10 protein-coding genes are annotated in these 13,980 nt (G+C 53.4%); 3 read left to right on the top strand and 7 right to left on the bottom strand.

The window, feature by feature from the left end; all coding sequences use genetic code 11:
• The first annotated feature begins 45 nt into the window (after nt 1-45).
• Both CF651_RS00095 and CF651_RS00090 read left to right on the top strand, forming a co-directional pair.
• On the top strand, nt 46-639 hold the full coding sequence (locus CF651_RS00095; RefSeq protein WP_094012804.1) for a sulfite oxidase-like oxidoreductase: 594 nt from the start codon (nt 46-48) through the stop codon (nt 637-639).
• Nucleotides 640-1,296: 657 nt separating this feature from the next.
• Complete coding sequence (locus CF651_RS00090; RefSeq protein ID WP_094012803.1) at nt 1,297-1,815, top strand: hypothetical protein; 519 nt, start codon at nt 1,297-1,299, stop codon at nt 1,813-1,815.
• A 379-nt stretch (nt 1,816-2,194) separates the two neighbouring features.
• On the opposite strand, the gene CF651_RS00085 is transcribed toward CF651_RS00090, so the two are convergent.
• Nucleotides 2,195-3,646 carry a SulP family inorganic anion transporter gene (locus CF651_RS00085; RefSeq protein ID WP_094012912.1) on the bottom strand — a complete coding sequence of 484 codons (1,452 nt, stop codon included), beginning with the start codon at nt 3,644-3,646 and terminating at the stop codon, nt 2,195-2,197.
• Between the two features lie 173 nt (nt 3,647-3,819).
• Nucleotides 3,820-4,500 (bottom strand): DUF7002 family protein, encoded by a 681-nt coding sequence (locus CF651_RS31850; RefSeq protein WP_144028997.1) that lies wholly within the window; start codon nt 4,498-4,500, stop codon nt 3,820-3,822.
• Nucleotides 4,501-4,723: 223 nt separating this feature from the next.
• On the opposite strand from CF651_RS31850, the gene CF651_RS00075 reads away from it, so the two are divergent.
• Nucleotides 4,724-7,399, top strand: coding sequence for a YhgE/Pip domain-containing protein (locus CF651_RS00075; RefSeq protein WP_094012911.1), 2,676 nt, complete (start codon nt 4,724-4,726; stop codon nt 7,397-7,399).
• Nucleotides 7,400-7,676: 277 nt separating this feature from the next.
• On the opposite strand, the gene CF651_RS00070 is transcribed toward CF651_RS00075, so the two are convergent.
• The 5 genes from CF651_RS00070 to CF651_RS00050 form a co-directional block, all read right to left on the bottom strand.
• The gene (locus CF651_RS00070; RefSeq protein ID WP_094012801.1) at nt 7,677-8,108 is read right to left on the bottom strand and encodes a MarR family winged helix-turn-helix transcriptional regulator; all 432 of its coding nucleotides are present in this window, start codon (nt 8,106-8,108) and stop codon (nt 7,677-7,679) included.
• A 191-nt stretch (nt 8,109-8,299) separates the two neighbouring features.
• Nucleotides 8,300-9,772 (bottom strand): sugar porter family MFS transporter, encoded by a 1,473-nt coding sequence (locus tag CF651_RS00065; protein WP_094012800.1) that lies wholly within the window; start codon nt 9,770-9,772, stop codon nt 8,300-8,302.
• 316 nt (nt 9,773-10,088) lie between these two features.
• Nucleotides 10,089-11,438 (bottom strand): AraC family transcriptional regulator, encoded by a 1,350-nt coding sequence (locus CF651_RS00060; RefSeq protein WP_179232624.1) that lies wholly within the window; start codon nt 11,436-11,438, stop codon nt 10,089-10,091.
• Nucleotides 11,413-12,885, bottom strand: a complete 1,473-nt coding sequence (locus CF651_RS00055) for a sensor histidine kinase (protein WP_094012799.1) — start codon at nt 12,883-12,885, stop codon at nt 11,413-11,415. The genes CF651_RS00060 and CF651_RS00055 overlap by 26 nt, the downstream gene beginning before the upstream one ends.
• The gene (locus CF651_RS00050; protein ID WP_094012798.1) at nt 12,882-13,886 is read right to left on the bottom strand and encodes a substrate-binding domain-containing protein; all 1,005 of its coding nucleotides are present in this window, start codon (nt 13,884-13,886) and stop codon (nt 12,882-12,884) included. Before CF651_RS00050 ends, CF651_RS00055 begins: the two co-directional genes overlap by 4 nt.
• Between the last annotated feature and the right edge of the window lie 94 nt (nt 13,887-13,980).

The raw sequence follows: 13,980 nt of genomic DNA, 5'->3' as shown, positions 1-13,980 counted from the left end.
AAAGAGTGCTTTTGAAAAATAGAGACGAAGGAGGCAGAGTATAGAATGATGGAGAACGAAGCGAGGAACAATGTAAGCGATCGGATTCCGCCGGGGCAAACCTTAACCGAAGGCTTTCCGGTACTGCACTACGGCAGCGTACCGTACTATAACGACATGAGCAAATGGGATTTTCGCGTATTCGGGCTGGTCGAGGAGGAAGTAACGCTCAGCTACCAGGATTTCATCGCCCTGCCGCGGAGGGAGTTCAAGAACGATATTCACTGCGTGACGACCTGGTCGAAGCTCGATAACGTATGGGAAGGCGTAGCCGTCAGCGAAGTAATGAAGCGGGTGAAGCTTAAGCCGGAGGCGAAGTACGTGATGCTTCACGCCGAGCATGGCTGGACGACGAATCTGCCGCTGGACGATTTTCTGCGGGATACGTCCTTCTTCGGTCTCAAGCACAATGGTCAACTGCTCTCGCCGGAGCATGGATACCCGGTTCGTGCGGTCGTTCCCCATCTGTATTTCTGGAAAAGCGCCAAATGGATCCGCGGCCTGGAATTTATGGCGAAGGATAAACCAGGCTTCTGGGAGCGTAACGGCTACCATATGTACGGCGATCCTTTTAAAGAGCAGCGCTATGATTTTGATTGACGGGATAAAAAGCTCTGAAATTTAGAAAAAGTGCTTTTTACACCTGGGTTGACAGCCTTTAAGTATACCTTTAAGATTAAATCAACAGATCTCGCCGAGCCTCTGCTTTTTCCAAAAAGCATGCGTAATACGGGCGAGCCATTTTTTTATTCAGGGAGTAATTTGCAGGGGTGCTGATCCCGTTCGGATTCACCGCTTTTAAGGGCGGTAGGCTTTGAATAGGTTCAACGATGGAATAGACCGTTCACCTTTGACCAGGGCGGTCTATTTCTTTTCGGGTAGGTGAGCAGGGCCAGAATAAACGTTCCGAACAGGAACATTTTTTGGTAAAAATTGTATAAAATTTAAGGACTGCTATAGCGTGGATCAGTTCATACTCCTCCCGGGTCAGGTAGAGATTTCGAACGGACGATATGATTTTGATTAGGCGTTAAGTGTAAAAGGTCGGGGAGTCCGCCCTTAGTTGGGGATAGCAGATTTCGTGGGACGAAAACAATTTTGCTTTCCACACTATGGGTATTTTCGTACAAGGTATACAAACGGGGCAGAGGATGTGAACATGTCCCCCTCTTGAAAACTCGATATAGTACACCAAAAACGGGGTTTTCTGGGTATTTGCTGAGTTATTACTGGTAGCTTAGAAGGGAATGGGATTAGATGAGATTATCAATAATCATTCTTGTTCTTACAACTTGTATAGTAATGGGTGCAGGTTGTTCAAAAGAAAAGAACGTATCCACTTACCCAAGCTCTGAACAGATTCGGAAATTCACAGTTCAAAATAATTTAAATGTAATCGATGAAAAGAAAATAGAAGATTCATTCTCAGTTATTTTATACGAAAATGATTCCGAATATGGATACTATATTCTGTACGTTGCCTCAGACGGTACGCTAAGAAATGATCGATACTACAGTTTTAAAAGCAATTCTAAATTATCAATTTCAGGGCAAAGCTCAGGGCATCCATTTACAGTTATTGTCTTTAATGACATGACTTTATTAGAGAAGGCCAATATTATTAAATTTCAGTATGCAAACGGAAAGAGCGATGTAGTCCAATTGGACAAAAAGAATAAAGGTCTAATACATCCTATATTAAATGGGGATACTAAAAGTACCGTTACGCTAATTGAAATCACTGACTCTGATAACAACATTATATTTAAGCAATAGTTGTAGTGTCCATGGATAGATGTAAAGGACGGAATGTAATATTGATTGCTAGGGGACGGTAACCGATGGTTGAAAGATTAATAGTTCAGGTATTTGCCGCGATGGACATCGTACATAAATGGACTGGACGTGTATAAAATTGGGAGCAGATAATCCTCCAACTCTCGGTTTTCTTTACTGATCGCATCGGTCAATATTTACGTTAAAAAGGCTTGAGCAAAGATCTTGACAGACCTGGTGGTTCCGATCTTAAGCCAACAAAAAAAGAAGCACGCTGCAGGCCAGCATGCTTCTTTTTGTTAGTGGCGCTATCTTTACGGTCAAGTCCCGAAAGGCATGAAGGCAGCAGTAGCCTCGCGTCTGTGCTTCTAACCTTGCTTTAATGGCCTGTCGGTGCAGCTAAGCCCACTTGATCCACAAGCCTTTTGCTGTCTTCGTTCAATCCGACAATTGTTACCTTCGTATCGTATTGCTGGTATCTTAAGATCGTTTTCGCGATAGCCGTGACAGCCGAATGGTCCCAGACATGAGAGGAACTAAAATCAATAATGACGGTGGATGGGTCGTTTTTGTAATCGAACAAATCTACGAAATAGGTCATGGTTCCAAAAAATAGCTGTCCGGATATGCGATAAACCTTCGTTCCGTTCTTTTCAATCGATTCATGCGCTTTAATTTTGGCGGATCTCCATCCGAAGATGAGCGCACTTAGTACAACACCTGATACCACCCCGATGGCTAAATCCGAGGTAGCCACGACGATAGCGACGGTTACAACCATCACCATGGCGTCGCTGCGTGGAATTTTGGCGATTGTTTTCAAGGAGCCCCAGTCGAAGGTGCCGATGGAGACCATGAACATGACGCCGACGAGCGCGCCCATTGGAATTTGTTTGACGACATTTCCGAGCACGAGGATCAGGAACAGAAGAAACACTCCCGCAACAAAGGTAGATAAACGGGATCTTCCCCCGGACTTCACGTTAATGACCGTCTGTCCAATCATAGCACAGCCCGCCATGCCGCCGAAAAAGCCGGATACGACATTGGCAATCCCTTGTCCTTTGACCTCCTTGTTCTTATCGCTCTTGGTTTCCGTCATTTCGTCAACGATGGTGGCGGTCATCAAGGATTCGGTAATCCCGACAACGGCAAGCGCAAGCGATATGGGCAAAATGCTCCAAAAGGCATCCCAAGACAGGGTGATATCAGGAACATGGAAAAAGGGCAAAGCCTGCGTGATTTGACCCATATCTCCAACGGTGCGGATATCCAGATGCAGCGTGATGGAGACGATAGTCATGACGATGATGGCGACGAGTGCGGATGGAACGGCCTTGGTCAGCAGCGGCAAAAGATAGATGATCGCAAGCGTGGCTGCAACCATGGCATACATTTGCCAGTTCGCGCCTTTAAAATTAGGCAGCTGGGCCATGAAAATAATGATGGCTAACGCGTTCACAAAGCCGGTTACAACTGAATGAGGGATAAAAGTAATAAACTTCCCGAACTTCAATACCCCCATCAAATACTGAATGACTCCCGTCAGGATCGACGCGGCGAATAAGTATTCGATGCCGTGCTTGGCGATAATCGGTCCCATCAAGGAGGACATAGCCCCAGTAGCAGCGGATATCATCCCCATGCGACCGCCCACAATGGAGATCGTCACCGCGATGCAGAACGATGCGTACAGACCGACCATCGGATCTACTCCGGCCAAGATCGAGAAGGCAATCGCTTCAGGAATAAGAGCCAGGGCAACGGTCATCCCGGACAGCAGGTCCCTTCTGACGTTGAAGAACCAGGCATTTTTCAGTTTTTGGTACAGCAAAGAAACGTCCACTCCTTTTATTTATTTTTGACCTTTCAGTCTCAGAAAAGTCACGGTCCGCTCTGTGGGTCATAGCTCATTCATAGAAAAAAGACTTTCCACTCTCAGAAAAGTCGGGTCCGATAATCAACGCATCCTATTATACACACATTATTCATATATCTCTACCCTTAATTGAAGGTTGGCTTCGTAAGTGATTGCCATGCTGCGGGGACGAGCAGCGGGTCATGGCAGTAAACAGCCTGCAGGTAAGAACGGAGAGAGGTCAGCTCGGATTCAACGACGATTTCCTTGATCTCGGAAGGCTTTTGCGGGACGAAAGGCTCAGCGGGAGCTTGCATGAATTGGCCGATAGGCAAAAACATGCGGCAGCTTTTTCGATAAGAAGTCCTGTGCGGGTAACGGGGCGAGCTGCCGGAGTCGTATTTGGACAGCTTGACCCTATCGAAATGATCGGAAAGCAAGCGGACAGCGTCCAGTTGGAGGATGGCAAAGGCTTCATCGGGTTCGCGGCGGGCATACATAGCGGCCATAGCTTGGCAATCGCGCCAGGTCGGCCAGAAGAACACATGACGGTCGAGACATTGCCTGAATTGCTCCGGCGTTGTATCGGCATCCATGGCCTGGGGGGTGATGTGCAAGTGAGCATTGAGGGTGGCGGTATGCGCTCCATATCGGGCTTGCAGAGTATGGGGGCGGAAAACACCGTTCGAGCTGCCGGGGCTTAGCACTGCTGCAGCGTACAAAGCGTCCGAACAGGCTATCGACGGCAAGTTCCGTGCTCTTGTAAAATGGTATAGCGACCGCCGGAGCGGGCTTTTGGTCATATGCTCGATTAGGCTTCTGTTCATATTGCCATTGTTACCCGAGTCCTGCGAGATTATGCACCCCGGACTGCATGAAGCTTGTACCTCCGGCAATCGGCGTGAAATTCTATGAAGGTGGCTGACCACATGGTATGTCGTCCATTGTCTTATGGTACATTGGGTGATGCGGCTAAAGCCTGCTTTACGGTATGATGAGGGGATACGAAGGTTAGATTAAACTATAAATGAAGGAATCAGGTGAATGCGGATGAAAAAAATTTTCAGCATTTATCAGACGGATTTGCTGAACATTGCCAAAGTTCCTACCGGACTTTTACTTATGATCGCGCTTGCTATTCTGCCCTCTGTCTATGCCTGGATCAATCTGACGGCGATGTGGGACCCCTACAGCCACACTTCGGGGATCCGAATTGCAGTCACGAGCCAGGACAAGGGCGCGGCTGTGCAGGGAAAGGCGTTGAATATCGGCGATGAGGTGGTGGCAAGCCTCAAAAACAACCATCAGCTCGGGTGGACCTTCGTCGAGGATGAGGAAGCACTGCACGGGGTAGAGCAGGGCAAATATTATGCGAGGCTGCTCATTCCGGCCGATTTCTCCGAAAAGATTGCAAGTGTCGTGAATGGGAGCCCGCAGAAGCCGGAAATCGTATACACGGTCAATGAGAAGCTTAATGCGGTGGCGCCGAAGATTACGGATAAGGGCGCGACGAACGTGACTCAGCAGATTAGTGAAAACCTTATCAAGACCGTGAGCGAGACGGTGCTGACACGAATGAAGGAGCTCGGCATCGAGTTCGAGCAGCAGCTGCCGACAATCCGTAAGATCGAGAGCCGTATTCTGGAGCTTGAGCAGCGGCTGCCGGATATCGAGGGTATGGGAAATAAAGCGCTGGAGATCGAACAGAAGCTGCCTGAAATCCGGGAAAAGGGCGATAAAATCGTCGAGCTGGAGCAGCGCATCCCTGAGATCGATCAAGCGGGAGCGGCGATTCTCAAGCTGGAGGAACGGTGGCCGAAAATCAACGAGGCTGGGCAGGAGGTGCTGCTCCTTCAAGAGAAGCTGCCGGAAATTCAGCGGGTAGCTCAGCTTGCGACGAATCTGGACGCCAATTTCGACAAGGTGGAGACGGCGCTCAGCAAGGCCATTGACGATACCCGCAAGGCGGACGGTATTGTAACCGCTGCGCTGGAGGCGCTGCCGAAGCTGGACGCGATAGCGGTGAACGGCGGTGCGTTTGCCGGAACGCTGAACGACTTTTTGCAAAAAAATGAAGCGGCTTTACAGACCATGGCGCCTGTCATTAAACAAAATCTGATTCTGATGCAGCAGGCGGCGGACGCCGTGACGCAAGTCACGGAGCAGCTGCAGCAGGCGAATATCGATCCGAAGCCATTCGTGGCGGTGCTCGGCTTTGCCGCAGATCGGCTGACAACGGCCGTCGCTGTACTGGATCGGCAGATTGATCTGTTTACGCGGCTGAATGAATACTTGCCGGGAGGCGGATTAAGCGATGTCATTAACCGCTTAACAAGCATCAAGACGAACTTCAACGAGCAAGTTCAAACGATCCAAGCCATACGAACAGCGATTCAAAAGGGCGAGCAGCCCGCGAAGGAGCTCGTGGATCGTCTGAACACGTTGTCCAAGGAGGCGAGCAGTGCGCTCGGGAGCCTGCTGGGACGGTACGATACAGAGATCGTGCCCAAGGCAGCAGCGGCGCTGAAGCAGCTGCAAGCCGTTGCCGCGAATGCTTCGGACGTGCTGCAAGCGCTGAAAGGGAAGCTGCCGGACATCCAGGCGATTTTGCAGGATGCGCAGATCGGTATTCGTTTCGCGCAAAAGGAGCTGGACGCGCTGCAAAACGATTTGCCGCTAATCCGGCAGCGGCTGCATGAAGCGGTGGGCACGCTCCAAAGCAGGATGAATGAGTTCACGGCGGCCGTAAACGAGGCGGCACCTTGGATTCAAAGCAACCTGCCGAAGGTGGAGCAGAAGGTTCATCAGGCGGCGGATTTTGTCCGCAACGACCTCCCTGCCGCGGAGGAGGAGCTTCGCAAAGTATCCGATTTGTATCAAAACCGGTTTCCGGAGATCGAAAGCGCGGTGCATCAAACAGCGGACCTGGTCCGCAACGACTTGCCCGATTTCGAGGCGGCGGTGCATAAAGCGGCGGATCAAATCCGGCGACTTGAAGGAAATAACAATCTGGAGGCGCTGTTGGACTGGTTGAAAAACGATACGACGAAGGAAAGCGATTTTCTGGCGAATCCTGTGCTGATCAAGGAAGAGAAAAAATACCCGATCCCGAACTACGGCTCGGCGATGTCGCCTTTTTATACGACGCTGTCGCTATGGGTGGGGGCAATGCTGCTCGTATCCCTGATGAGGGTTGATGTGGAGGATGCGGACAACCGCTACAAGAGCTACGAGGTATACTTCGGCCGAATGTGCATTTTTTTAACGATTGGGCTTTGCCAGGCGTTGATTGTGACGCTGGGCGATTTTTACTTGCTGGGTACGTACGTGGTGAATAAGCTATGTTTTGTTCTATTCGCAATGCTCATTAGTATCGTATTCGTTACAATTACGTATACACTGGTTTCGGTGTTCGGCAATATCGGGAAAGGGCTGGCGATTATTTTCCTGGTGCTTCAGTTTTCAAGCTCGGGAGGTACGTTCCCGGTCAGCACATCTTCGTCATTTTTCCAAATGCTGAACCCGTTCGTCCCGTTTACTTATGCGGTGGGCGTCATGCGGGAGGCGGTAGGAGGCATTCTGTGGAGTACGGCGCTCAAGGATTTGCTAATGCTGCTCGTATTTATTGTGATCTGCTACGTGGTGGCATTGGCTTTGAAAAAGCCGCTCAGCGGTTACACGAAGCGCGTCGCCGAGAAGGCAAGGCAAACAAAGCTCATCCCGTGATCCGGGATTCAGGAGAACAACAAAAAGAGGCTTTCCGCCAAGCGAGGCCACTGATAAAGCTGCGAGCTTCATGGACGGATCCTTCTTCCGATTGCTGTTGTCCCCGGATTTTCTTCATTTCAACCCGCTAATAGGGTTAAATCCGGGGACAAAGGCGAACGCTTACGCTTCTACAGAACGATTCCGTCCACTCCGCCCGTTTTTCAGTGGCCTCCGCCAAGCCATGATCATTGTTATGGCTTTGGCGGAAAGCCTCGTTCTTTGAGCAAAACAACGCTTAATCGATAAAGGTACGGTTAAAACGGGTCAGCAGCTCCGCGAACTTTTGCCGGTCGGTGTCCGACCAGTCCTTCAGCAGCTTGGCGTAGCGCTGCATTCTTGCTTCCCTCGTATCGGCCAGCTCCCGGATGCCCAGCTCGGTAAGCTGAAAGAAGCTTGCTCTCCCGTCCTCCGGATCGGGCAGCCGTTGAATATAGCCTTTGGCCTCCAGCGCTGCGGCTTGCCTGCTTACGGTGGATACGTCCAGATGAAATTCATCGGCCAACGCCTTGACGCCAATGGCCCCGTAGTCCGCCAGATGCTGCATGAGCAAATAGTGGGAACGCTCCAGGTTGCCGAGCTTTTTATCCTGATTCATGGATGTACCCCGGCGGACGAGGATCGCCATCTCATAATTTATAGTTTCGACCAGATCTTTGTTTTCCTTCATACGAGTCACCTTTTTTCTAACGGTGGTCATCCCAACGACCGGTGCACCTGTGGGGGAGGATGCCATAGGTCTGATTGTATCACACAATGAGATGGCAAGAAAATCGGCCGTGTAGGGGTGAGCTGTAACGAAAAAGCTGCGCGCAGAGGCACAAATGGCCTGTACGTGCAGCTTTGTTCAAGGGGTAAGCTTTATTTCCCGTTCACCCAGACTGCAGGCGAATCAGGAGCAGGATACCCGGCTTCCTGGGTTTGATCCGGATTGGCTGCAGAGGAAGGGGAAGAAGACCAGAGGGATTCGATTTCCTCCAGCGATCTGCCCTTCGTCTCCGGAACGACACGCCAAGTGAAGGCGAACGTAATCAGCGACATGATGCCGAAAATCCAGAATGTCATTGCCGGACCCGCCGTGTTCAGCATCGGAGGGAACGACTGGGATACGATGTAATCCGCCATCCATAAAGCCATGGAAGCGATAGCGGTCGCTTTTCCGCGAATGCGGTTCGGGAAAATCTCGGACAGAATAACCCAGACCACCGGACCAAGCGAAACGGCGAAGGAAGCGACGTACAGCAAAATGAAGATCAATATGATCGGACCGGACGTATGGCCTGTATGGAAGGCGGCACCGATCACGAACAAGCTGAGCGCCATCAGGCTGGAGCCTGCGAGCAGCAGCGCTTTGCGTCCGACCTTGTCAATCAGCCACAGAGCGAGAATTGTAAACAGGAAATTAATGAGACCGACGAGAATGGTTTGCACCAGCGATGCGTTCGTCCCGGCTCCGGTTGCCTTGAAAATTTCCGGCGCGTAATACATAACGGCATTAATGCCAGTGACCTGCTGCAGCACAGCCAGCACGACGCCCGCGATCAGGGCCATACGAAGACCGGGCTTGAACAGCTGGCGCAGCGACCCGCTTTCCTGCTGAAACGATGCTTTAATATCCAAAACCTCTTGGCGTGCAAGCGTCTCACCGTGAATTTTAAGCAAAATCGGCAGCGCCTCGACAGGTCTTCCCTGCTTGATCAGCCATCTCGGGCTCTCCGGTACGAAAAACAGCAGAATCAGGAAGAGCAGACCGGGAATCGCGCCTACGCCGAACATCCAGCGCCACCCCATGGCGATATCCCAAGCATCGTCTCCGTAGCCTGCGATACCGGAATTGACGAAATAAACGAGAAAAATTCCGGTTACCGTAGCGAACTGGTTCAAGGCGACAAGTCGGCCGCGGTAGCGGGCCGGAGCGATTTCGGCATTGTACAGTGGGCATAGGGTGGACGTAATGCCTATTCCCAGGCCGCCGATCATCCGGGCGATCACATAGCCTGTGAACGTATCCGGGATGGCGGAGCCGATGGACCCTATAATAAAAAGAAGGGCAGCGGCGATCAGCACTTTTTTGCGGCCGAATCGGTCGCTTAACACACCGGAGGCTGCGGCGCCGACGATACAGCCGATAATCAGACTGGATACGGCCCAGCCGACTTCGACCTCATTCAGATCAAACCTCGTTTGCATGAAGCCGATGGCGCCGGATACGACGGCCGTATCAAAGCCGAACAATAATCCTCCGAGGGCGGCTACGATCGATACAAGCGTGACGAATTTCATGCTGACTTGCTCATGCTCTTGCTCTTGCGCTTGGCTTGTCATGGAGCTCATGTGAGCACAACTCCTTTCAAAATGCGTATTCATGTAAATGAGACCCGCGGACTGTGCGGGATTGATGGTGGGACATCCTTACGCGAAGCCGTTTATCCTCGGGTCGTTAGGCCGTCCTGCAGTGGAAACGAGTCTCATTATATCACGCGGAGTATGCCGCCAAGAGCGCAATCAACAGCACTAAATTGTGTTGTTGCCGCATTAAATTTGGCTGGGCCTTTGCAGACGGTTCGGGAAGAGCAGACTAGCACAATTTTGTGCTGCCAAACGCAAAAAAGTCCATGACCGGTCGTCGGCATGGACGTTTCGCAGTAAATTATTTGGCTTGTCCCCGGTACTCGGTCGGGGTGACGCCGGTCACTTTTTTGAAGACGCGGCTGAAATAGTTCGGGTCCTTGTAGCCGACCTCAAAACAGACCTCCTTCAGGCTTCGTTCACCGGATAAGATCAGCTCCTTGGCCTTCTCGATTCTAAGCCCTGTGAGAAAATCAATAAACGTTGCCCCCACCTGCTGCTTGAAAACCTTACTGAAATAGTGGGGATTGAGATGGACGAAGTCTGCGACCTCCTCCAGCGACAGGTCTTCGGTGTACCGGTCCCGGATGTAGCTCTGCGCCCGGTCAAGCACGGTTAACGTCTGCTGCTCGCGTTCCTCGCGAATACGCTGCAAGGCGGAAATCACATAGGAGCGGCTTGCGATGTCGTCCCCTTGAGAGGCCTGCCTCTCCGTATCGGGGAGCCGGCTGCCGTCCGGCTGCTTGAGCTGCTCGAAATGGCACACTCTCCCGTTGTATTCGAAATAAGTGGAGGCGAACACGGCTTCAAAATACGATTTGCGCAAGCCGTCCGCCCCCTGGCGCGTCGATCCGACGCCGATCGAAACCGGACAATCGAGCTGGCGTTCGGCCAAATCGCACAGCTTTTGCCCGTATTGGCCGATTTTCTCGTTCCATGCCGGTTCTTTATCCTCCGGTGCTTTGCGGACGAAGATCGCCATGTGGCGGTCGATCAGCGAGCTGACGATGCAGGGAGACGAGCTGTGGTGCTTGGCGAAGCTGCGGATGACGTCGTACATCGTTTTTTTGTCGAGCGTGTACACACGCTCAGGGAAGGCGACGACCAGCGCGCAGCCGTGGTCCAGCGGAAAGCCGAGCCACTCGGACAGCTGCTCCGCGCCCGCGTCCAGCACTTGATCGACCATGAACAAAAGAGCCAGCTCATTCTCGACCAAAGGCTGCAGCTGGGATACCTTGTCGCGCAGCTTCAGGTCCTCGGCGCGCCGGTGCTTCTCCCGCTCAAGCTCGTCAACGAGCAGCTGGAGCGTTTGGACGACCTGCTCTCGCCGGGCCGGCTTCACGATATATTCCTTGACGCCGAGCGTTAAAGCCTCCTTCGCGTAGGCGAAGGTATCGTAGGCGGTAACCAGCACGGACTTCGCATCCGGGAGAAACGTGCGAATCTCGCGAAGCGCTTCCAACCCTTGGATGCCGGGCATGTTCACATCCATCAAAATAATATGCGGACGGTGCTCCTCCGCGCGTTCAATGGCAGTGCGGCCGTTCTCCGCATGGATGATCTGGAACGTGTCCGGCATCATGCGCCGGATGATCCATTCCAGCCCTTCACGCTCCAGCGCTTCGTCATCCGCGATTAATAATCGGTACATCCGCAGCTTCCTCCTCCTTTCCGTCGGGAAGACGGATCGTGACCGTCGTTCCTCGTCCCGGCTGGCTGTCAATAGCGACGAGCGATTCGAGTCCGGGGCGCTCATAAAACAGCTGCAGCCGCTTGAATACATTTCTGGTGCCCAGTCCGGTCGATTGGCGGGCTTGTGCTTCCGCAGCAGGCTCCAGACGAAGCAGGGCCATTCGCGTCTCCTCGGTCATTCCCTGTCCGTTATCGGCAACGGACACCGTCACCTCCCCGGACGTGCGGCGGATATCCAGCCGGATGCGTGCGCCCTCCTCCATGCCTTCGATGCCATGGAGGAACGCATTCTCTATTAGCGGCTGAATCGTCAGCGCCGGAACAGGAACCTTCAACGCCTGCTCGTCCGCATGGACCTCGAAGCGCACCCGGTCGCGGAAGCGGGCCTGTTGAATCGTAAAGTATTCCTGCACATGCTTCAGCTCATCCCCGAGGGTCACAGGCTGATCCAGCTTTCGCAGATTGTATCTCAGCAGATTGGACATGGAGATGATAAGATCACTCGTCCGTTCGGCCCCTTCAATCAACGCGAGCTTGGAAAGCACATTTAACGTGTTAAACAAAAAATGCGGATTGATCTGGCTCTGCAAAGCCTGCAGCTCCAGCTCCTTGACGAGCCGGTCCTTCTCCAGGCTCTGCTTGTCCTTCTCGATCAAAGCGAGCAGGTCTGTCAGCATATGGCGAAAGGCATCGGACAAAATGGCCAGCTCGTCCTTGGAGCCGAGAGCCGGAGGGACGACCTGCAGGTCGCCCTTGGCAATGCGGCGGGCGGTATCGACCAGCCGGCTGACCGGCCGGGTGATGCTGCGGGAAATCCAGTATGCGAGGGCGACGCCCATCAGCGTATCGACGACAAACACCGCAGCCCCCAGCCGGTTCAGGCGGGTATGCTCCGCTTGGATTTGCTTGAACACCGGCTCATAAGATTTCAGCTCCAGCGTCACCAGACGCTGACCTTCCTCGCGGATGAAGCCGGTGGTCCGCTCCGCTTCTTCGTAGCGGAGAAGCGCATCCCCTGCGGCTTGATTGCGGGCCGCGGTGAAGGCGCTTTGACTTTGCTCCATCAGCGTATCGAGCATATGAAGATAACCTGTCAGCTCGGAAGCAAGAGGGGATTGCCCCTGCTGTTCAACGAGCCGCGAGCGAAGCTCCTCCAGCTTGGTCTGCGCCTGCGCTCGCTCCCGCACAGCGGCCTCGTCCGCGCTCGGGTTCAGCAGAAAGCCGTACAGCGGCTTAAGCTGATCCTCGGCGGTTTGGGCCGCTTGCTGGTACAGCAAAATGCGGCTCATCATGACATCGTAGCTTTGCTGCACGACGGCACTGCTTTGAAACAGAAAAAACGTGACCGAGTTGGCCAACAGGACGAGCAGAGGGATGAACAGCAGCAGCTTTCGACGGATGGTCATGGGCAGTCCGCTCCTGCCGCTGCTCGGCCGAGGGTGCTGCGGTCCAGCAGGCTGGTAGCGGTAAAGTGCTGCGGCTCCGGTGTCTTGCCGTTAAAGTAATCGTGCAGGAGCGAGACGGCCTCCTGCCCCATTGCTCCCGGCTGTTGGACCAGCGACGCCGTGATGGTGCAGTGCCGGATGCCTTCGACCGTTTCCTCCAGATCGTCGAAGGCGAATACCCGCAGCTGCCCGGCCTTCAAGCGAGCGGCAGCCTCCTGAATGCCGATGCCGTCCAGTGCGCTGAAGCCGACCATCGTGCCGACCTGCGGATGGCGCGCCAGCAGCTCCTCGGTCTGCCGCACAGCTTGCAGCCGCGAAATCTGGGAGGAGCGGACCTCGACGACGGTCAGCTCCGGGTAGCGGCTGATCGCCGACTGAAAGCTGCTCAGCCGCTGCCGCTGATTTTCCGCCTGCTCGCTGCCGAGCAGCACGCCGATCTGCTCCGGCTTGCCCGCGGCAGCCCGGATAACGAGCTCGCCCATGCGCTTGCCGGCATCCAGGTTATCCGTGCCGACGTAAGCGAGCCGCCGGCTCCCGGGCTCATCGGTATCGACCGTGATGACGGGAATGCCGCTCGCGACCGCTTTATCTATCGATTGGCGATAAGCCGGATCGCCGATGCCCTGCACAATGACGGCGTCCGTCCTCGCCGCAATCGCTTTTTCCAGCAGCCTGCTCTGCTCGGCTGGGTTGATGCGCAGCGGGCCGTCATAGCCCAGCTCCATACCGTACTGCGCGGCTGCTTCGCGGGCTCCTTGCTCGACCGACCGCCAGAACGGATTGTCCCGTTCCTGGGAAATGAGTGTGATACGGCGCGAGGCGGCATTGTGCTCTGTCCCTGGCGCCGATAGGGGCTGTACCAGCTGGCGAATATGCCACCCGGACAGCATAAACTGCCAAAGCAGCCAGGCAAACAGGAGGGATAGCAGCAGAAGTCCCAGATAACCTATACGATTCGACATGGTTCCTCCTCTGGGCTGTGTTCCGCAACGAGTTTCATTGGATAATGAGTATAGGCTCATTATACAAAAAACGGAACATAATCCAAAGCCGCCG

It is taken from the genome of Paenibacillus rigui, from assembly GCF_002234615.1.
GTDB classification, from domain to species: domain Bacteria; phylum Bacillota; class Bacilli; order Paenibacillales; family NBRC-103111; genus Paenibacillus_S; species Paenibacillus_S rigui.
The sequence above is the reverse complement of the archived record's forward strand: the minus strand, read 5'-3'. Positions and strand labels throughout refer to the sequence as shown.

What these genes read in the sequence shown, in the direction of transcription:
- CF651_RS00095 (WP_094012804.1), top strand. Translation starts at nt 46, where the DNA reads ATGATGGAGAACGAAGCGAGGAACAATGTAAGCGATCGGATTCCGCCG.
- CF651_RS00090 (WP_094012803.1), top strand. Translation starts at nt 1,297, where the DNA reads ATGAGATTATCAATAATCATTCTTGTTCTTACAACTTGTATAGTAATG.
- CF651_RS31850 (WP_144028997.1), bottom strand. Translation starts at nt 4,500, where the DNA reads ATGAACAGAAGCCTAATCGAGCATATGACCAAAAGCCCGCTCCGGCGG.
- CF651_RS00075 (WP_094012911.1), top strand. Translation starts at nt 4,724, where the DNA reads ATGAAAAAAATTTTCAGCATTTATCAGACGGATTTGCTGAACATTGCC.
- CF651_RS00070 (WP_094012801.1), bottom strand. Translation starts at nt 8,108, where the DNA reads ATGAAGGAAAACAAAGATCTGGTCGAAACTATAAATTATGAGATGGCG.
- CF651_RS00065 (WP_094012800.1), bottom strand. Translation starts at nt 9,772, where the DNA reads ATGAGCTCCATGACAAGCCAAGCGCAAGAGCAAGAGCATGAGCAAGTC.
- CF651_RS00060 (WP_179232624.1), bottom strand. Translation starts at nt 11,438, where the DNA reads ATGTACCGATTATTAATCGCGGATGACGAAGCGCTGGAGCGTGAAGGG.
- CF651_RS00055 (WP_094012799.1), bottom strand. Translation starts at nt 12,885, where the DNA reads ATGACCATCCGTCGAAAGCTGCTGCTGTTCATCCCTCTGCTCGTCCTG.
- CF651_RS00050 (WP_094012798.1), bottom strand. Translation starts at nt 13,886, where the DNA reads ATGTCGAATCGTATAGGTTATCTGGGACTTCTGCTGCTATCCCTCCTG.